General features: G+C 27.8%; 16 protein-coding genes. 10 read left to right on the top strand and 6 right to left on the bottom strand.

All coding sequences use genetic code 11. From position 1 onward, the window contains the following. Both RT575_RS06695 and ribB read left to right on the top strand, forming a co-directional pair. Positions 1 to 1,461 (top strand): LptF/LptG family permease, encoded by a 1,461-nt coding sequence (locus RT575_RS06695; protein ID WP_313579719.1) that lies wholly within the window; start codon positions 1 to 3, stop codon positions 1,459 to 1,461. Positions 1,462 to 1,472: 11 nt separating this feature from the next. Next, entirely contained in the window at positions 1,473 to 2,597 is a 1,125-nt protein-coding gene (gene ribB, locus RT575_RS06690; RefSeq protein WP_313383747.1) for a 3,4-dihydroxy-2-butanone-4-phosphate synthase, read from the top strand. Between the two features lie 75 nt (positions 2,598 to 2,672). Here ribB and RT575_RS06685 read toward each other — a convergent pair whose 3' ends face one another. Further along, positions 2,673 to 3,689 carry an EamA family transporter gene (locus tag RT575_RS06685; RefSeq protein ID WP_313579717.1) on the bottom strand — a complete coding sequence of 339 codons (1,017 nt, stop codon included), beginning with the start codon at positions 3,687 to 3,689 and terminating at the stop codon, positions 2,673 to 2,675. 8 nt (positions 3,690 to 3,697) lie between these two features. Continuing rightward, complete coding sequence (locus RT575_RS06680; protein WP_313384000.1) at positions 3,698 to 4,165, bottom strand: Lrp/AsnC family transcriptional regulator; 468 nt, start codon at positions 4,163 to 4,165, stop codon at positions 3,698 to 3,700. Positions 4,166 to 4,474: 309 nt separating this feature from the next. On the opposite strand from RT575_RS06680, the gene RT575_RS06675 reads away from it, so the two are divergent. After that, positions 4,475 to 5,944 (top strand): anion permease, encoded by a 1,470-nt coding sequence (locus tag RT575_RS06675; protein WP_313383751.1) that lies wholly within the window; start codon positions 4,475 to 4,477, stop codon positions 5,942 to 5,944. A gap of 47 nt (positions 5,945 to 5,991) precedes the next feature. Here the strand turns inward: RT575_RS06675 and RT575_RS06670 are convergent, their stop codons facing one another. Next, positions 5,992 to 7,623, bottom strand: a complete 1,632-nt coding sequence (locus RT575_RS06670) for an AarF/UbiB family protein (protein ID WP_313579715.1) — start codon at positions 7,621 to 7,623, stop codon at positions 5,992 to 5,994. Positions 7,624 to 8,038: 415 nt separating this feature from the next. On the opposite strand from RT575_RS06670, the gene rpsA reads away from it, so the two are divergent. The 5 genes from rpsA (at position 8,039) to RT575_RS06645 (ending at position 14,795) form a co-directional block, all read left to right on the top strand. After that, the gene (gene rpsA, locus RT575_RS06665; protein ID WP_313579713.1) at positions 8,039 to 9,868 is read left to right on the top strand and encodes a 30S ribosomal protein S1; all 1,830 of its coding nucleotides are present in this window, start codon (positions 8,039 to 8,041) and stop codon (positions 9,866 to 9,868) included. 98 nt (positions 9,869 to 9,966) lie between these two features. Continuing rightward, a complete protein-coding gene (locus tag RT575_RS06660; protein WP_313383755.1) occupies positions 9,967 to 10,647 on the top strand; it encodes a response regulator transcription factor in 681 nt (226 codons plus the stop codon). Further along, positions 10,648 to 11,910: a HAMP domain-containing sensor histidine kinase gene (locus RT575_RS06655; RefSeq protein WP_313579711.1), complete on the top strand. Its 1,263-nt coding sequence runs from the start codon at positions 10,648 to 10,650 to the stop codon at positions 11,908 to 11,910. Between the two features lie 134 nt (positions 11,911 to 12,044). After that, positions 12,045 to 13,460 carry a porin gene (locus tag RT575_RS06650; RefSeq protein WP_313579709.1) on the top strand — a complete coding sequence of 472 codons (1,416 nt, stop codon included), beginning with the start codon at positions 12,045 to 12,047 and terminating at the stop codon, positions 13,458 to 13,460. A gap of 18 nt (positions 13,461 to 13,478) precedes the next feature. Continuing rightward, positions 13,479 to 14,795: an MFS transporter gene (locus tag RT575_RS06645; protein ID WP_313383760.1), complete on the top strand. Its 1,317-nt coding sequence runs from the start codon at positions 13,479 to 13,481 to the stop codon at positions 14,793 to 14,795. 57 nt (positions 14,796 to 14,852) lie between these two features. On the opposite strand, the gene RT575_RS06640 is transcribed toward RT575_RS06645, so the two are convergent. The 3 genes from RT575_RS06640 to RT575_RS06630 all read right to left on the bottom strand — a co-directional run bounded on the left by RT575_RS06640 (position 14,853) and on the right by RT575_RS06630 (position 17,386). Continuing rightward, positions 14,853 to 15,950 (bottom strand): acyltransferase, encoded by a 1,098-nt coding sequence (locus RT575_RS06640; RefSeq protein ID WP_313579707.1) that lies wholly within the window; start codon positions 15,948 to 15,950, stop codon positions 14,853 to 14,855. A gap of 96 nt (positions 15,951 to 16,046) precedes the next feature. Then, positions 16,047 to 16,565: a hypothetical protein gene (locus tag RT575_RS06635; protein WP_313374147.1), complete on the bottom strand. Its 519-nt coding sequence runs from the start codon at positions 16,563 to 16,565 to the stop codon at positions 16,047 to 16,049. A gap of 140 nt (positions 16,566 to 16,705) precedes the next feature. Continuing rightward, positions 16,706 to 17,386: a YceI family protein gene (locus RT575_RS06630; protein WP_313383762.1), complete on the bottom strand. Its 681-nt coding sequence runs from the start codon at positions 17,384 to 17,386 to the stop codon at positions 16,706 to 16,708. A gap of 129 nt (positions 17,387 to 17,515) precedes the next feature. Here RT575_RS06630 and RT575_RS06625 point away from each other — a divergent pair, with 129 nt between their 5' ends. Both RT575_RS06625 and RT575_RS06620 read left to right on the top strand, forming a co-directional pair. Then, positions 17,516 to 18,484 carry an ABC transporter ATP-binding protein gene (locus RT575_RS06625; RefSeq protein ID WP_313383764.1) on the top strand — a complete coding sequence of 323 codons (969 nt, stop codon included), beginning with the start codon at positions 17,516 to 17,518 and terminating at the stop codon, positions 18,482 to 18,484. Beyond that, positions 18,481 to 19,008: a GNAT family N-acetyltransferase gene (locus RT575_RS06620; RefSeq protein ID WP_313579704.1), complete on the top strand. Its 528-nt coding sequence runs from the start codon at positions 18,481 to 18,483 to the stop codon at positions 19,006 to 19,008. Before RT575_RS06625 ends, RT575_RS06620 begins: the two co-directional genes overlap by 4 nt. Positions 19,009 to 19,061: the final 53 nt, after the last annotated feature.

The raw sequence follows: 19,061 nt of genomic DNA, 5'->3' as shown, positions 1-19,061 counted from the left end.
ATGTTAAAAAAGCTTGACTGGTATATTATAAAGACCTTTTTGGGTCCATTTTTTTTTATCTTTAGTGTATTATTTTTCATCTTTATTGTACAATTTGCTTGGCAACAGATGCAAAATTTAATTGGTAAAGGATTAGATTCCATAACTATAGCGGAGCTATTATTTTGGTTAGGTATAAATGTAGTTCAACTTGTTTTACCTTTAACTATTTTATTAGGTTCTATCATGACAATGGGAGGTTTTGGTGAACGTTATGAATTAGCTGCTATGAAAGCTTCTGGAATATCTTTAACAAGAATTCTTGCACCTTTGTTTGTGTTAATTATGCTTCTTTCTATTGGTCTTTATTTCTTTGGAGATAAAGTCATGCCTTTTTCTGCAAGAAAAGCTAGGTCTATTTACTTAAATATTATTCAGACAAAGCCTACAGCAAATATGAAGGAAGGAGTTTTTATTGAAACAGTACCTGGCTTCCAAATGAAAATTAATAAGGTGTCAGGTGAAAACTCTGAAAAATTAGAAGATGTATTTGTTCATCAAAATTCATCATCTTCTGATAATACAATGACTATCATTGCTAAAAAAGGTAATCTTGCTCCTGATAAAAATGATAATAACTATCTTAAAATGGAACTGTATGACGGAGTAGCATATACAGATAATATAAAGGATAAAAATATTAATCAGAGAAAAAATCAAGAAAATCAATATACTAAGTTTGATACGTTGAATTATTATATTGATATTTCTGAGATAATTAATAGTGGAAAAGAGGAAGATCCAGGAAATTCATATAAATTCTTAGATGGTGCTGGTTTAAGAAAACTAATCGACTCTTTAAATATTGATTATAAAAAGTATTATAAAACATATCAAACAAATGTTTTTAATCAAAATTATTTTTATACCAATAAAATAAAAACAATTGATTCCTTAAAGACTAAAACAGTTTTTGCTCTTAATAAAAAGAATAAAGATGATCAGGATAGAGTTTTAAATCAAGCTATACAAATGGTAAATCGTGATCAAGAAAATTTAGATTTTTCAAAGAACGAAATAATAAATCGTGAAAAATTATACTCTAAAATAGATATTCAGTACCAAAGAAATTTCTCATATGCAGTAACTTGTATTATATTCTTTTTAATTGGTTCATCTTTAGGAGCTATAGTAAAAAAAGGAGGTATTGGAATGCCAGTAATTATATCTATTATAATATTTGTTATCTATTTTATTATTAATTTTTCTGCAGAAAATATGGCAAAAAATGGAACATTAAATTCTGGTATTGCTGCATGGTTAGCTAATATAATATCTTTACCATTTTCTATTTTATTTTGTTTTAAAGCAAATCAAGATTCAGAACTGTTTAATATTAGTCTTTATTTAGATCCAATTATAAAATATTTTAATAAATTTAAGAAAACAAACAAAAACGAAGAGCATTCTCGTTATCAATAATATTATAACTAATGGAAAATAGATCATCTCAATTGAATTCAATTGAGGAAGCTTTAGAAGATTTAAAACAAGGAAAAGTAGTCATTGTGGTTGATGATGAAGATCGTGAAAACGAAGGAGATTTTCTTTGTTTAGCAGAATTTGCTACGCCAGAAATTATTAATTTTATGGTTACTCATGGTAGAGGACTTGTATGTACGCCACTAACTCAGCAAAGGTGTAAAGCTTTAGGTTTGGATCTTATGGTTGGTCATAATACTGCGATTTACGAAACTAATTTCACTGTTTCAGTTGATTTACAAGGACATGGGTGTACAACAGGAATTTCTGCATCAGATCGTTCAAAAACAATTCAAGCTTTAATTAATGATGATACGAATCCAGATGACTTAGGTAAACCTGGGCATATTTTTCCATTAATAGCAAAAGATGGAGGTGTTTTAGTAAGAACAGGACATACAGAAGCAGCTGTTGATTTGGCTCGTTTAGCAGGAAGTTACCCAGCAGGTTGTATTGTGGAAATATTGAAGGAAGATGGTGAAATGGCTCGCTTACCAGAACTTCTAGAAATAGCTAAAAAATTTGATTTAAAAATTATTTCTATAGAGGATTTAATTGCTTACAGATTAGAAAATGAATTTTTAGTTAAAAGAATTGAAGAGTTTACGGCCAAAACAAAATATGGTGAATATGATTTAATTGCTTATCAACAAACAACAAATAATCAAATACATTTTGCTTTAAAGAAAGGATCGTGGACTAAAGATGATGTTGTTCCTGTAAGAGTTAAATCTACTAATAGCTATTATGATTTATTTAGTGCGTTACAGGTCGGTGAAACTCCATTGTTAGAAAAAACAATGAATATTATTAATGAAGAAGAAAAAGGTGTTGTTATTTTTATTAATAATATTCAGAATTCTGAATTTGTAGAGCAGAAAATCGAAGTTTTTAAAAGTTATTCTGAAGGAAAATCAAAATCAGGTATTCTACCTCCAGACGATAAAGATCATGGAATAGGATCTCAAATTATTAAAGATTTGGGAATCGTTAAAATGAATCTTATCACAAGAACAGAGGAAGAACCGCATACAACACAATATGGTTTAGAAATTGTAAAGTGTACAATTTTATAGAAATTTAATTCAATATTATAAAAAAAGCAGTACAAATAATTGTACTGCTTTTTTAATTCAAATCAATCATAATATTTAATGAGCGCTAGTAATACGCTTATTATTTACATAGTTTAAAAGTTTCTGAATGACTTTTGTATTCTTATACAAGTTCCAATTCATTAGTAAAAGACTAAAGAGTATAACTATTAGTCCGTAAATTTGTAAACTTGTTACAATATCATCAGAAAAAAAGTAACTTAAAGCAACGGCTATTATAGGGTTTACATAGGCATAAGTAGAAACTTCTATAGAAGGACGTACTTGTAAAAGCCAAACATAAGAACCAAAAGCAAGTATAGAGCCAAATGTAGTTAAATATGCCATATAAAACCAGTCTTCAGTTTTTATATTAGCAAAACTAAATTGAGAATATTCTCCATTAAAAATAGCGACAGTGTTAAATAATACTCCAGCTGTAATCATTTGCCAAGCTGTTTTGACCATAATATTTAAATCTTCTTTTGGCTTCTCTATATCCTTTTTTCTTTGTGCTTCTACAATATATTTAGAATAAAGAGACCCAAATGTCCATGCTATAGAGCAAAAAATTAAAATAATAAGACCAATAATATTTAATGTTTGCTGTTCTGAACTAATATCAACTACAATTACTTGTTCGTAAAATAGCATTAAGACACCAATAAATCCTAACAGAACTCCTAGGATAGTAGATAAACTAGAAAAATTTTGTTTCCATTTAGGTTTATCTAAAATAATAAACCAGATAGCTGCAGAAGCTGCCATTATGGCTACAAGCCCACTAGGTAGAAATTGTTCTGTCCAGATAATTCCTGCCATATCAATAAATAATAGCATTATACCAATAAAAACAGATTGTTTTACAATTTGTTTATCCCACAACTTATACCCTTTTAATTTACAATAAGTCATCAAAATTAAACTTGCGCCTATAAAACGAAACGAGCCTAAAATAAATGGGCTAAAGCTATTTAAAGCTTTACCTATAAAGAAATAGGTAGAACCCCAAACTACGTAAACTACAAAATACGCAAAAATAATTAACCATTTACTTGGTTTGTTTCCTTCCATTCTATTTTTTAATTTTCTGGTATTACAATATTTTGTTCTTCTTTAATTGTTTGTAAAACAATTGTTGTTCTTGTAGAGGTTATTCCTCCAATTTTACTAAGAGATTTTCGCATTAATTCGACTAAGCCTTCGTTGTCACTGGTTCTTACTTTTATCAAGTATCCATCTTCTCCTGCAATATCATGAACTTCTAAGACTTCAGGAATTTCGGCAAGTTGCAAACCAACAGTTTCATCACCTATTATGTCAGTTGTTTTTATAAACATATAGGAAAGTAATTTTTGACCAACAGCATTAGGATTTATTTTAGCATGATATGCTAAAATTACTTGCTTGTTTTCAAGTTTTTTAACTCTCTCTAATATTCCAGATGGTGCCATTCCTAATTCTCTTGCGATGTCAGCATTGTTAATGCGTGCATTTTCTTGCATTAAGCGCATGATTTTAAGGTCTATAGCGTCTAAATTAAATTCTATTTTTTCCATTTGGAGGCAAAAGTACAAATAAATCGAATAATATTCAAAAATAAATAAAAAACAATGTATTTAATTCGTGAAGTGTGCGGATATTTTAATTATTATTCATAATTAAAAGCTATGTTTTCATATGTACTTTCATAAGTAATTAAATTTAGTACAAGCTTACTAATTTACGCATTATTAAAAGGTTTTTGCCTGTTTTTAATGAGAAATTTCGAGTTTAAAAACAAGATTTATATTATGTTTTTTTTAACTGTTTTGGTCTATAATTTGACCACATTAAATAGATATTAGATTATTTATTTTATGGTAAATCAATTAACACCAATAAAACCAATACCAGCAGTTATAGCGATAGCTTTAACTTTAATTATCTGGTTTGTAGTCCCTGTTCCAAAGGGAGTAGATCCAAACGCATGGCATTTATTAGCTTTGTTTGTAGGTACAATAGCATCAATTATAGGTAAAGCTTTACCTATTGGTGCAATTTCTATAGTTGCGATTGCTCTTGTAGCATTAACTGGAGTTACAAATCCAGAAAGTGCAAAAGATGCATTACAAGATTCTTTAAGCGGTTTCTCTAATGATTTAATTTGGTTGATAGGAGTTTCTGTAATGATTTCTATTAGTTTAATAAAAACAGGATTGGGATTAAGAATAGGATATTTTTTAGTTTCAATTTTTGGAAAAAGAACATTAGGTATAGCTTATGCTTTAGGTTTTTCAGAAACAATTCTAGCACCTGTAACTCCTAGTAATACAGCAAGAGGTGGAGGAATCATACATCCAATTATGCGTTCTATAGCAACTAGTTTTAATTCTAATCCAGAAGATGATTCTAGAAATAAAATTGGGAAATATTTATCGTTAGTTACTTACAATATAAATCCTGTAACATCAGCAATGTTTATTACAGCAACAGCTCCTAATCCTTTAATTGTTAATTTAATATTTGAGGACTCAGGATTTAAATTGACTTGGGGTATGTGGGCTATAGCAGCTTTAGTTCCTGCATTATTTTCTTTAATAATTGTTCCCTTGGTAGTATATTACTTATATCCACCAGAAATTAAAAAGACACCAGATGCTCCTAAATTTGCAAAAGAAAAATTGAAAGAATTGGGTAAAATTTCTTTGCCTGAATTAATTACAATGGCAACATTCGTTATATTACTATTTCTTTGGGCAGGTGTTCCTGCAATGATATTTGGAGAGCAATTTGCGGTACTTCCAACAACAGCTGCTTTTATAGGTCTTGCAATATTATTATTGACAGGTGTACTGTCTTGGGATGATATTTTGAAAAATAAAGGAGCTTGGGATACAATAGTATGGTTTGCAGCTTTAGTAATGATGGCTAGTTTTTTAGGAAAATTAGGTTTAGTGAAATGGTTGTCAGTTACAGTTGGAACAGGTATATCTAATTTAGGATTAAATTGGATTGTGTCTATAATAATATTATTATTAATATATGTTTATTCTCATTACTTTTTCGCAAGTACAACGGCGCATATTACAGCCATGTATGGAGCGTTTTTCTTAGCAGGAATAAGTCTTAACGCTCCACCTATGTTATGGGCTCTTATTTTAGGATTTTCATCATCATTAATGATGTCTATTACTCACTATGGAACAGGTACTGCCCCAATTATATTTGGTTCTGGATATACAACACTCGGAGAATGGTGGAAAACAGGATTTATAATAAGTATAATTAATTTAATAATTTGGATAGTTATTGGTGGTCTTTGGTGGAAGGTTCTAGGATACTGGTAATTATTGTGTAATAAAAGAAGATATATGAAAATTTCATATATCTTCTTTTATTTCTTTCTAAATATTAAAACAACAATACAAATAGCAGTAAATACAGACATTAAATAACCTATCCATGAAAGTAGAGGCATATCAAGAAAAATTGGTCTTACTTTTGTATTCGCTAGCATACTGGCTCCAAGTCCAAAAGTTAAAGTTAAAATAGCTAAAACAAGCTTATTAACACTATCTTTAGTTACTCTTTTTATATTTTCAATTTCATCAACTTTAAAATTAAGAGTCAATTTATCATTATTTATTTTTTCTAATAATTTTAAACCATCTTCTGGTAAATCATTCATTAAATCCTGAATATCTTTCATATTATTCAGCATTTTTTTTCTGATATTTTTTGGATAAAATTTTTCTTTAGATAGTTTTATTGCATATGGTCTTATCGATTGTTGAATATTTAAATCTGCATGTAATTCTTTTCCTATTCCTTCAATTAAAGCAATGCCTCTAAGTAGTAAATAAACATATTCAGGTAATAAAACATGATTACGTTGTAGTATGTCGTTAAATTTTTTAATAAGAATTTGTACTTCTATTGTATCAACAGTATTATATTCTAAGTAATCCAAAACATCCGCTATATCACGTTCCAATTGTTTTTCGTTCTCTATATATTGTTTTATAGCCATTCTTTTTAGGGAACGAACAATTCTTTTAGGGTTCTTTAGGCCAAAATCAATTACAACATTTTCTAAATCTTCTTTTTCATTTAATGTTATAATTCCCATAGAACCAAAATCGATAAAAACAATTTGACCATTTCTTAGAATAAAAATATTTCCAGGATGAGGATCTGCATGAAAAAAACCATCAGTTAAAATTTGTTTTAAATAAATTTCAAATCCTTTTTGCACTACATTTTTAGGATCAAGGTTTAAAATTTTCAAACTTTCTACATCATTTACCTTATATCCATTAATAAATTCCATACACAAAATATTGTTATTACAATAGTCAGAGTAGGTTTTAGGGACATAAACATCTTTACTTTTTTCAAAATTTTTTCTAAAACGTTCAATATTCAATAATTCATTTGTTAATGATAATTCTTTAATTATAGAGTTCTCGAATGATTTTTCAATTTCAGATATAAAAAGCTTTTGTAATTTAGTATATTTTTTTTCAAGAAAGTAAACGATATCACGAATTAAAGCTAAATCAGATTCTACAATATTCTGAATATTAGATCGTTTAATTTTTAGAATAACTTCTTCACCAGACAATAATTTAGCTTTATAAACTTGAGATATACTTGCAGAAGCAAAAGGTTTTTCATCTATATATATAAAGTGTTCAGTAGGATCTATTCCAAATTCGTCAACTAATTTTTGTTTAATATCAATATCTTCTACAAGAACGTCATCTTGTAATTTTTTTAGCTCATCTGCTAAATCTTCAGGAATTAAATCTTTTCGATTACTTAATAGTTGACCGAATTTTATATAAGTAGGACCTAATTCTTCTAACGCTAAACGTAAACGTTCATTAAAGCTAGAATTATAAAAATCAGAATCATCATCAGAACTAATTAAATTATTTCCTCGAGAAATTATTTCTTCAAATCCGTATTTTGTTAGAACACTTACAATTTTCGAAAAACGTTTTATCTTTTTTATATTATCCATAGTAACTCCAGCTTTTAAACAAGTTATCAATAAGTTTTATAACTAACTCAAACTTTAACTAATTTAATATTTTTTTAGAGCAATCCTTTCAGGTCGCGCTTTTGTTTCAATCTTTTTTTGAAGAAAAAAGGATTTCCACGACAATCGCTATTGCAAAGAAAATTCGTTACCATTTTTTAATTTATTTTTTTCAATTTATAAAAATCTAATAATTAAACAAGAATAAATTTTAACCTATATTATTAAAAGCTAAAAAGATGCCATATAATCAAAAAAATAATTATATATTTGCACTCGCTAAAATGAGCAAGGAATCTGGCAATTAACGAACAAGTTAAACATCTCTCTTTCATTTATTTCCATTTTTTTAAAAGATTCCAAAATAAAGTTGATTGAGATACAAATTTTTAGAATTATGTCTAAAGAAACACAAAACGAGGAGGTACAAGAAGTTGTAGTTAACACTCCTGCAATTGATACGACTGCAAATGCAAACGTAGCTCCAGAATCATTCGATTGGGAATCTTTCGAATCAGGATTAAACGAAGAAGATCGTAAAGAAAAAGCTGAATTAGAGCAAATGTACGATACAACTTTAGAAGACTTACATGAGAATGAAGTATTCAAAGGACAAGTTGTACGTATTACAGATAAAGAAGCTATCGTAGATATCAACTTCAAATCAGAAGGTGTTATTTCATTAAACGAATTCCGTTACAACTCAGACTTGAAAGTTGGGGATATTGTTGAAGTAATGGTTGATCAACGTGAAGATAAAAATGGTCAATTAATTTTATCTCACAAAAAAGCTCGTACATTAAATGCATGGGATGCTGTTAATAAAGCACACGATTCTCAAGAAATCGTTAACGGTTACATCAAAGCTCGTACTAAAGGTGGTATGATCGTTGACGTATTCGGAATTGAAGCTTTCTTACCAGGTTCTCAAATCGATGTTAAACCAATCCGTGATTACGAACAATTCGTAGGAAAAACTATGGAGTTCAAAGTTGTTAAAATCAACCCAGAATTCAAAAACGTAGTAGTTTCTCACAAAGCGTTAATCGAGGCTGATATCGAAGTTCAGAAAAAAGAAATCGTTGCTCAATTAGAGAAAGGACAAGTATTAGAAGGTGAAGTTAAAAACATCACATCTTACGGTGTATTCGTAGACTTAGGAGGTGTTGACGGTTTAATCCACATTACTGACTTATCTTGGTCTCGTATCAACCACCCATCTGAAATCTTAGAAGATGGACAAAAAATCAACGTTGTAATCTTAGATTTCGACGAAGATAAATCTCGTATCCAATTAGGTATTAAACAATTAGAAGCTCATCCATGGGATGCTTTAGATGCTGATATCAAAGTTGGTGATAAAGTTAAAGGAAAAGTAGTTGTTTTAGCTGACTACGGTGCATTCGTTGAGGTTGCTCCAGGTGTAGAAGGTTTAATCCACGTTTCTGAAATGTCATGGTCTACTCACTTACGTTCTGCTCAAGATTTCGTAAAAGTAGGTGATGAGGTTGAAGCAGTAGTTTTAACTTTAGATAGAGAAGAAAGAAAAATGTCTTTAGGTATCAAACAATTAACTCCAGATCCTTGGACAGATATTACAACTAAATACCCTGTAGGTTCTACTCACAAAGGTAAAGTTCGTAACTTCACTAACTTCGGTGTATTCGTAGAATTAGAAGAAGGTGTTGATGGATTAATTTACATCTCTGATTTATCTTGGACTAAGAAAATCAAACACCCATCTGAGTTTACTAACGTAGATGACATATTAGATGTAGTTGTTTTAGAATTAGACGTTGAAGCTCGTCGTTTATCTTTAGGACACAAACAATTAACTGAAAATCCTTGGGATAAATACGAAGCTAAATATGCAGTAGGTACAGTTCACACAGGTAAAGCAGTTGACGTATTTGACAAAGGTGCTACAGTACAATTCGAAGATGCTGACGTTGAAGCTTTCGCTCCAGCTCGTACATTAGAGAAAGAAGATGGTTCTCGTATCAAAAAAGGTGAAGAGACAACTTTCAATGTTATTGAATTCAACAAAGAATTCCGTCGTGTTGTAGTTTCTCATACAGCTACTTTCCGTGAAGAAGAAGTTAAAGCTGAGAAATCATCTAACAATAATAACAATAACAATTCTTCTAACTCTATCGAAACTTCTACTTTAGGAGATATAGATGAATTAGCAGCATTGAAAAAGAAAATGGAAGAAGGAGGTAACTAATCTTTAACTTACATTATAAAAGAAAAAAGCTGTCCTTTTAGGGCAGCTTTTTTCTTTTATAATGAAATTATTATCTTTAAGGCCTAATTTGTTGATAAATGAAGATTATATTAGTTGAAGATCATAAAGAATTAGCGAGTAATATTATTAATTTTCTTCAGCAAGAAAATTATATTTGTGAATGGGCTCCTAATTTATCACAAGCGAGAGATATGCTTTCGATGTTTGAGTATGATTGTGTTTTACTTGATATTACTCTTCCAGATGGTACAGGAATTACATTACTAAATGAAATAAAATCTTTATATACTTCAACAAAAGTGATTATTATTTCAGCTCAAAATTCATTGGATTATAAAATTCTAGGTTTAGATAGTGGTGCAGATGATTATATTACAAAACCTTTTCCTTTACCAGAACTTCATTCTCGTATAAAAGCTGTTATGCGTAGAGGAAATATAGATACAGCAGAAGAATTATTAGTATTTAATGAAATTATGATTAATATGCATTCTATGGAATGTAAAATAGGAGAAACAATAATTAATTTAACAAAAAAAGAAATTAATTTATTAATCTATTTTATTAATAATAAAAATCGAGTTCTTTCTAGACAAGCTATAGCAATACATTTATGGGGAGATTATACATATAATTTGGATAATGTTGATTTTATATATCAACATTTGAAAAATCTTCGAAGAAAAATATCTGAATCTGGAGGTAATGATTATGTGAAAACTATATATGGTTTAGGTTATAAATGGTCTGATAATTAGATGAGGTTAAGTAAAAAAATTACTCAATATTTTACACTTGTCGTTTTTTGTTCAATGGCATTTGGTTTTTTTATATTTTATTTTGCTGTAGAACGAGCTACAACCCAATCAGCAATAGGTAAATTAGAAAAGCTAAGTAATGTTGTTGAAAAAAAAATTGCTGAAGGAGTTCCAATAGAATTAATAGAAGATGAGCATCCAGACATTACAATCAAAATTTTAGGCGATTCTCAAAAAGAATTAACAAAGAAAGTAATAAAAGAAGATGTTTACGAATGGGATGCAAAGTTACAAACAATGGTGAATCACATTACTGTGACTACTTATCCTTATGTAAAAAATTCTCATTATCAAATTCAGGCACAGATAGGATTAATTATTATAGATAATAAATTTTTCATAGGTATTGTAATGGTTATTGCTTGGATATTTATTTTTGTAATTATATCAATTATATTTTTTGGAGAATTGATTGCTCGTAATTTATATACTCCATTTTATCATTTATTAAATGAAATGGAACATTTTGATGTTCGAGAAAATCAAGAATTAAAAACAGCCAAAACAGAAATTAGAGAACTTAATCAATTAAATGAATTTTTTATAAGGACTTCTAAGCAATCAATAGGACATTATAATGCATTAAAAGAATTTTCTCAGAATTTGTCACATGAATTGCAAACTCCAATTGCAAATATAAAAGCTAAAATAGAGTTGATGCTTAATGAAGATATTAGTGAGTTTCAAATGACATCTTTAAGTGAAATGTATGATAGTTTGAATAGAATTTCGGCTATTAATAGATCTCTTATTCTTTTAATGAGCTTGGAAGATCATCAAAATTCAGAAGATCTAATAAATTTTACAGAATTGATAGAAAATGTAATTTCTGAACAAGAAGATTTAATATTAATGAATGATGTAAAGGTTACATTAGATTTATCACAAGATATTTACATTAATATTAATCCTCTTTTAGCTCATATAGTTATATCAAATTTAGTTAGTAATGCGAATAGACATAATTATAAAAATGGAAGTATTTATATTGGTCTTACTTCTTCTAGATTTATTATAAGAAATACGGGGTACGAACAAGAATTTACAAATGATACTATTTTTAAAAGATTTAATAAAGGTAAACATAATACACAATCTATAGGGCTTGGTTTAGCTTTAGTAAAGAAAATATTAAATGTTTATGATCTTGAAATTAAGTATACTTTTTCTTCAAATTTGCATCAATTTACTATTAGAATTTAATCTTTTGAATGCTTAATTAATTTATATACAGATAAATATAAAATTCAGTATTTCTTTAGTAAAACTTCAAAATTACTTCAAAATTGATTTGTTATTTTGTAGTGTATATCATACACATCAAAACAAAACAACAAATGAGAAATTATTTTTTACTAACTACTTTTATTTTATCAGGAGCTCTTTCTGCTCAAGATTCAATAGAAAAAAAAATAAAAGTAGAGGAAAAAACAAACGAAGGTCCAAAATTCAAAAATTCATTAGGTGAAATTAAATTAAATCTAGATGAATCTGGAAGTAAAAATATCAAATTTGGATTATCTAGTCAGGTTTGGTTAAGAAGTATAGAGAATAATCCTGGAACATCAGTTAATGATGTACCTCAAAAAAATACTTATGATGCAGGATTAAGAAGAATGAGATTTTCTGTATCAGCACAATTATCTAATTATTATTCTATTGTTGTACAATTTGGGATCAATAATCAATCATTTATAAGTGGGGGAGGAACAGGAACAGGAGCGAATGGGCAAGGTAAAAAACCTCAGATATTTTTTATGGACGCTTACAATGAACTTGCTATAATTCCTAGAAAAAATGAAATTACTAAAAAAGATAATAAAAACCATTTATATATAGGTGCAGGTTTGCATGGTTGGTCAGGAGTTAGTAGAATGACAAACGCTAGTACAACAAAATTATTAACTGCAGATTTACCAGTATTTAATTTTCCTAATATAGAAGTTTCAGATCAATTTTCTAGACAATTCGGTGTATTTGTGCATGGTGAAGTTAATAAATTTAATTATCGTGTTGCTGTAAATAAACCTTTTGCAACAAATAATAAACCAGATGTAGGAAAAATAGTAGATAACAATAAATCAGGGAAATTATCTTATGCAGCTTATGGAATGTATCAATTTTTTGAAAAAGAAAATACAACAACTTCATTTTTTGCAGGTACTTATTTAGGTTCAAAAAAAGTATTTAATATAGGTGCAGGTTTTTATTCGACTAACGAGGCAACTCTAGCACAACCTGAAAAGGATGTGTATAAGTCTTATAATGAATTTATTTTTGGTGCCGATGCTTTTTTGGATATGCCAATTGGACCTAAAAATAAAGAAATGGCGATAAGTTTTTATTCGGTATTTTATCGATATAATTTTGGACCAAATTACTTAAGAACAACAGGTATAATGAATCCTGGAACAGCTGATGCTAGTTATACAGGGCAAACGGCTTTGGAGGGATTTGGTAATTCAAAATTCTTATTAGGAACTGGTAAAATATGGTATACTCAAGCAGGGTTTGTTTTACCTAAATTTAGTGATAAAATAAAAATTCAACCTTTTGCATCGTATTCATTAAAAGATTTTGAGGCATTAAATCAAGTAGGGAATTATTATGATATAGGAGCAAACTTATTTATTCTATCTCAAAATGCAAAAATAGCTTATCAATATTCATCACGTCCATTATATACGAAAGATACAAAAGAAGTTTTTACGAGAAGAGGAGAACATCTTTTGACTTTACAAATTGCTTTATAAAAATAAAAATAAATAAATATGTCACACAACACTCAGAAGTTAGATAGTGAATTAACTGTAAAAGATAGGGTAAAAGCTATTATTGGAGGATCTATTGGGAATCTTGTAGAATGGTATGATTGGTATGCTTATGCAGCTTTTGCAATTTACTTTTCTTCATCATTTTTCCCAACAGGAGATAGAACTGCGCAGTTGTTAAATACCGCAGGTATTTTTGCTGTAGGTTTCTTAATGCGTCCAATTGGAGGATGGTTATTTGGAACAATAGCAGATAAAATTGGTCGTAAAAGAGCTATGACATTATCTGTCTTATTAATGTCTTTTGGGTCATTACTTATAGCATTGACTCCTACTTACGAAACAATAGGAGTTTTAGCTCCTGCTTTATTATTAATTGCTCGTTTATTACAAGGTCTTAGTGTTGGTGGAGAGTATGGGGTTTCTGCAACTTATTTATCTGAAATGGCTACTGCTGATAGACGAGGTTTTTATTCTTCATTTCAATATGTAACTTTAATTGGAGGACAGTTAATTGCATTAGGAATTTTACTAATATTACAAAAATTACTTTTAACAGAAGAACAACTTTTGTCTTGGGGTTGGAGAATACCTTTTGTTATAGGTGCAATATTATCCATTATAGCATTATATTTAAGAAAGAATTTACATGAAACAGATGCTTTTGAGAAAAATAATGATAGTTCTGATAAAAAAGAAAATAATGGAACAATAAAACAGTTATTAAAATATCCTAAATCTATTTTAACTGTTGTAGGACTTACTATGGGAGGTACTTTAGCATTTAATACGTATACAACATATATGCAAAAATTTTTGGTAAATACAGTTAATCTTACAAAAGAAGAAGCAACTTTTATTTCATTTTTATCATTATTGATTTTTGCATGTTTACAACCTTTATTTGGTTTATTATCAGATAAAATAGGACGTCGTCCATTATTATTAGGATTTGGAATTTTAGGTACTTTATGTACAGTACCTTTATTAACAGGTTTAGCAAATGTAACAACAATGTGGGGGGCTTTTGCTTATTTAATGGTGGCTTTAATTATTGTTTCTGGTTATACATCTATTAATGCTGTAGTTAAGGCAGAATTATTTCCAGCTGAAATTCGTGCTTTAGGAGTTGGTTTACCATATGCTTTAACAGTGTGTATTTTTGGAGGTTCAGCAGAATATTTAGCTTTATTAGCTAAACAACATGATGTAGAATATTATTTTTATTGGTACATCACTGGTTGTATAGCTTTCTCTCTTATTGTATATTTATTTATGAAGGATACGAAAGAACATTCTATGTTGAATAAAGATTAATAAAAAAATAGTTTATAAAAAATAGTGTTAGATATTTCTAACACTATTTTTTTTTATTCAAAAAAATAATTTTTTATAGTCCTTATATTTCCACCAATTTTTTTTCATTGTAGGTCTTTCAACTAAAATAAAAAATATAGAGGAAATTACTAGTACAACAATGGCGGTAATTATAAACTTTATACTAAAATCTAAATAATAATTATTAAAAAATATTTTATTTGGGGGATAAAAAGCATTTAATAAATAAATCAATTTTTGATGAAGCATATATATACTATAACAAAGACCTCCAATAATATATAATAATTTTCTCTCTAATAGTTTTATAAAATATTTAGATTTATTTGAAAGAGTTAATAGAGCTATTATTGTTAAAAAAAAGATATTCTGATTAGGATTAATAAAAATAATAATAATTGCAGCAAAACATATAATATCAAAAATTATATGTTTTTTGATTTCTATTTTATTATCTAAATAAATATCTGCACAAAAGATTCCGAGTAAAAAATAGGGTAGATAATCTAAAAGATTTTTAAATCCTAGATTTGGAATGAAATTAAAGCTACTCCAGCCGAAAATAACTAATAGAAGAATAGTTCTTCTAATCAATTTATTTGTCTTAAAAATAAGTAATATTAAAGGTGCAATAATATAAAATTGTACTTCTATTTCTAATGTCCATAATACTGGATTTATTACTGGCATTTCATGATAAATTAAATTATGGGAATAAAATAATGAAGCTAAAAAATGAGGAAATAATTCACTAAAACTTTTAGAATGAAATACAAAAACTTGTAGTAAAAAAAATAAAATTAATAATAATATATAAGGGGGTTCTAAACGGGTTAATCTTCGTATAAAATAATTTTTTATACTAACTTTTTTCTCATTATAAACATATTGTTTTATAAATGGTAAGGATATAATGAATCCACTTATTGCAAAAAATAATAAAACACCAACTCCACTTGTGTATTTATATTTAGAAATATTAAATTTTTCGTCAAAAGCAGGATAATTATCACTGTAATAATCGAAGAAATGAGCAATGAATACACTTACAACAGCAAAAAATCTTAATCCATCAATATATAATATTTTATTTCCTGTGTAAGTAACTCTTTGAAGAAGTTTTAATAAATTCATTTTTAGTTAGATTGATATATAGTTATTATATCAACAAATATAATCTTTTAAGAAGTTTTTTAGAAAAAAATAAAAGCTCCTATATAGGAGCTTTTATTATATCTTTTTTAAATCAACTTCAAATTCGTCATCATTAAATTCAAAATCTTCAAAAGTACATTCAACTTCAAAAGGAATATCTTGATCAGAATCTTCTGTGAAATTTTGTACTTCACCTTTCCAATTTAAAGTTAAAACTCCTTTATCATTTACATCAAATGAAAGTTTATTATTTACAGTTTCATAATCTTCTTCAGAAATATTCAATGTAGTGTAATAAACTTCTACTAGTTCACCATCTTCATCTTCTTCCTCAGCAAATCCGTAAGGAATAGAAATGGTTTTACCATTTAAATCTTCAATAGATTCAGCATCTAAAGGAAAATCGTCTATAAACAGAGAAAGTTGAGGGAAATCATTTTGTAAAGAATCTCCTTCTACATGTTCTAGGTCATCATTGGAATGTATTTCTACCAACAAACATCTTTTATTTCCTTGAAAAACGACTTTGCATAAAGATTTTTCAATCTGATAATTAAATGTTTCATCCGGATGGAAGAACTTAATTGTTTTCATTTTGTTTTTAATGTATATAATTAATTATGAATACGAATATAATTAAGTTCAATTAATTATCATAAAAAAATAAATAAGATTTTATAAAAAAAAACCTCACATTCAAAAATGTGAGGTTTTAAAATATTAATTTATTTTGATTATTTAGCTGCTTCTGTAGTAGAAGGTTTAGCTGTAAGATCAACTTGTAATAAAACTTCGTCTTTTATTATAGATCCTCCTGCACCTGGGAAAGTAATTCCAAAATCTTTACGATTAATTCCAAATTCTTCAGATTTAATAGTCACATTATCAGCACCAACTGTTACGTTAGCTTTAAATGTTATATTCTTAGGAGTTCCACGGAAATCTAAATTACCTGAAATTTCAGTGTTGTAATCACCACCTTCTAAAGCTTTAACTCCTGTAATTTCAAATGTAGCTGTTGGATATTTTTCAACGTCTAAGAAATCAGCAGATTTTAAATGTCCTTCTAATTTACCTTTGCTGTCTTTATCACCATCTAAATCTTTAGACTCAAAAGAAGCGAAATCAGCAACAAATTTACCTGATTCTAAAACTCCATTATTAACTTTTACAGATCCTTCTTTTAATTTAACATCTCCGTAGTGACCTTCTTCTGGTTTTTTGATATCGTCAAAAGTTTTACCACCTTTCCAATTAACAACAGAAGTTGTAGTATCTACTGAATAATCTACTGCTCCTTCAGTTGCTGTAGCACCTTCTTTAGCTTCTGTAGTTTCTTTAGTTTCAGTTTTTCCTCCACAAGACGTTAATGTGATAGCAGAAACTACTGCTAATCCTAAAAATAATTTTTTCATATCGTTTTTTTAATTTTCAACAAAAATAGTTTATATATTGATTGTGGGTATTGACATAAATCAATTAATTAAATTGATTTTAAATTATTCTAAATACCTTTATCCAAAATTAAACAAAAATTTTTAAAAGTGCTAAGTATTCAAAATCTTGAGTATAATTATCCAGAGTTTAAAGAAAAAGTAGTAGAGTCTATTAATTTTTCGGTGCAAGAAGGAGAAGTTATAAGTATTATAGGAGAAAGTGGAAGTGGAAAATCAACTTTATTAAAGTTAATTTATGGATTATTAGATTTTAATCAAGGGGAAATTTTATACTATGATAAAAAATTGAGAGGTCCAGCTTATAATTTAATTCCTGGTCATGAAATGATGAAATATGTTGCTCAGGACTATGACTTATTGGATTTTGTTACTGTAGGGGAAAATGTTGGAAAATTTCTAAGTAATTTTGATTTAGATTTTAAACAAAAACAAATTGATGAAGCTTTAGATGTTGTTGAATTGTTGGATTTTAAACATATTTTTCCGAATAAATTAAGCGGTGGGCAAAGACAACGTGTTTCTATTGCAAGAGCCTTGGCACAACAACCTAAGATATTATTATTAGATGAACCTTTTTCAAATCTCGATCAAACACTTAAATTAACAATTCGAGAAAAAATAATGAAATGGTGTAAAAAGCATAATATAACAGTTATTTTTACTACTCACGATTTAAATGATGCTTTTTATACTTCAGATAAAATATTAGTTTTAGAAAAAGGAAAAATGATACAGTTTGATCATGTAGAAAAAGTTAGGAATTTTCCTAATTCGGAATATGTTTCTAAACTTTTTGGATATGTAAATGTTATATCAAAAGATACTTCTAAAGAATTAAATATTCAATCTCAAAATAAAATAATTATTTATCCTGAAGAAATTGTAATTTGTATAGAAGGTATTTTTGATGGTAAAGTGATAGAATCAAAATTCCAAGGTAGAGATTATTTAGTTCGTTTTTCATTTAAAGGAATAGAATTGGTTAGTTTTTCTGATAAAAAATTGAGTCAAGACGAATCGATAAATTTCAATATTGAAAAATTTCATCAATTATGAATTTAGAAGATTTAGAAAAAAAAGAATTATTAAGTGAAAGATTAATATTGATTCCTTTTACATTAAAGCTTTGTAAAAATATTTTAAATAATGATTTTTCAGATTTAGTAAAGTTAAATCTTGTGAGAGGAATTAATTGGCCAGATAAAGATGTTGTAGAAACTTTGCCAAAAATAATTAGAAATCTTACAAAAGTTGATTATCCAACAGGTTTTGAATCTTGGATGATTGTAAAAAGAGATACAAGAGAAATAATAGGAGATGTTGGTTTCAAAGGATTCAATTTTGTAGAAAAAAGTTGTGATATAGGTTATGGAATTGTAAAAGAAGAAAGAAAAAAAGGTTACGCAGAGGAGGCTTCTAGAATGTTAATTGATTGGGCTTTTTCAAATGATTTTCTAGATAAAATTACAGCTTGTTGTTTAATAGATAATATTGATTCGATTAATTTATTAAAAAAAATAAATTTTATAGAATATAGTAGAGATAAGACTACAATTTATTGGTCACTCGATAAACCTTAAAAAAATAAAAAGTAGCATTGTTATAAATTTAATGCTACTTTTTTTATTTTAAT

Source organism: Chishuiella sp. (assembly GCF_032109125.1).
Lineage (GTDB): Bacteria > Bacteroidota > Bacteroidia > Flavobacteriales > Weeksellaceae > Empedobacter.
Note: the sequence above shows the minus strand (reverse complement) of the source record. Positions and strands in the feature narration are given on the sequence as shown.

What these genes read in the sequence shown, in the direction of transcription:
- RT575_RS06660 (WP_313383755.1), top strand. Translation starts at nt 9,967, where the DNA reads ATGAAGATTATATTAGTTGAAGATCATAAAGAATTAGCGAGTAATATT.
- RT575_RS06685 (WP_313579717.1), bottom strand. Translation starts at nt 3,689, where the DNA reads ATGGAAGGAAACAAACCAAGTAAATGGTTAATTATTTTTGCGTATTTT.
- RT575_RS06670 (WP_313579715.1), bottom strand. Translation starts at nt 7,623, where the DNA reads ATGGATAATATAAAAAAGATAAAACGTTTTTCGAAAATTGTAAGTGTT.
- RT575_RS06635 (WP_313374147.1), bottom strand. Translation starts at nt 16,565, where the DNA reads ATGAAAACAATTAAGTTCTTCCATCCGGATGAAACATTTAATTATCAG.
- RT575_RS06645 (WP_313383760.1), top strand. Translation starts at nt 13,479, where the DNA reads ATGTCACACAACACTCAGAAGTTAGATAGTGAATTAACTGTAAAAGAT.
- RT575_RS06655 (WP_313579711.1), top strand. Translation starts at nt 10,648, where the DNA reads ATGAGGTTAAGTAAAAAAATTACTCAATATTTTACACTTGTCGTTTTT.
- ribB (WP_313383747.1), top strand. Translation starts at nt 1,473, where the DNA reads ATGGAAAATAGATCATCTCAATTGAATTCAATTGAGGAAGCTTTAGAA.
- RT575_RS06620 (WP_313579704.1), top strand. Translation starts at nt 18,481, where the DNA reads ATGAATTTAGAAGATTTAGAAAAAAAAGAATTATTAAGTGAAAGATTA.
- RT575_RS06650 (WP_313579709.1), top strand. Translation starts at nt 12,045, where the DNA reads ATGAGAAATTATTTTTTACTAACTACTTTTATTTTATCAGGAGCTCTT.
- RT575_RS06695 (WP_313579719.1), top strand. Translation starts at nt 1, where the DNA reads ATGTTAAAAAAGCTTGACTGGTATATTATAAAGACCTTTTTGGGTCCA.
- rpsA (WP_313579713.1), top strand. Translation starts at nt 8,039, where the DNA reads ATGTCTAAAGAAACACAAAACGAGGAGGTACAAGAAGTTGTAGTTAAC.
- RT575_RS06675 (WP_313383751.1), top strand. Translation starts at nt 4,475, where the DNA reads ATGGTAAATCAATTAACACCAATAAAACCAATACCAGCAGTTATAGCG.
- RT575_RS06640 (WP_313579707.1), bottom strand. Translation starts at nt 15,950, where the DNA reads ATGAATTTATTAAAACTTCTTCAAAGAGTTACTTACACAGGAAATAAA.
- RT575_RS06630 (WP_313383762.1), bottom strand. Translation starts at nt 17,386, where the DNA reads ATGAAAAAATTATTTTTAGGATTAGCAGTAGTTTCTGCTATCACATTA.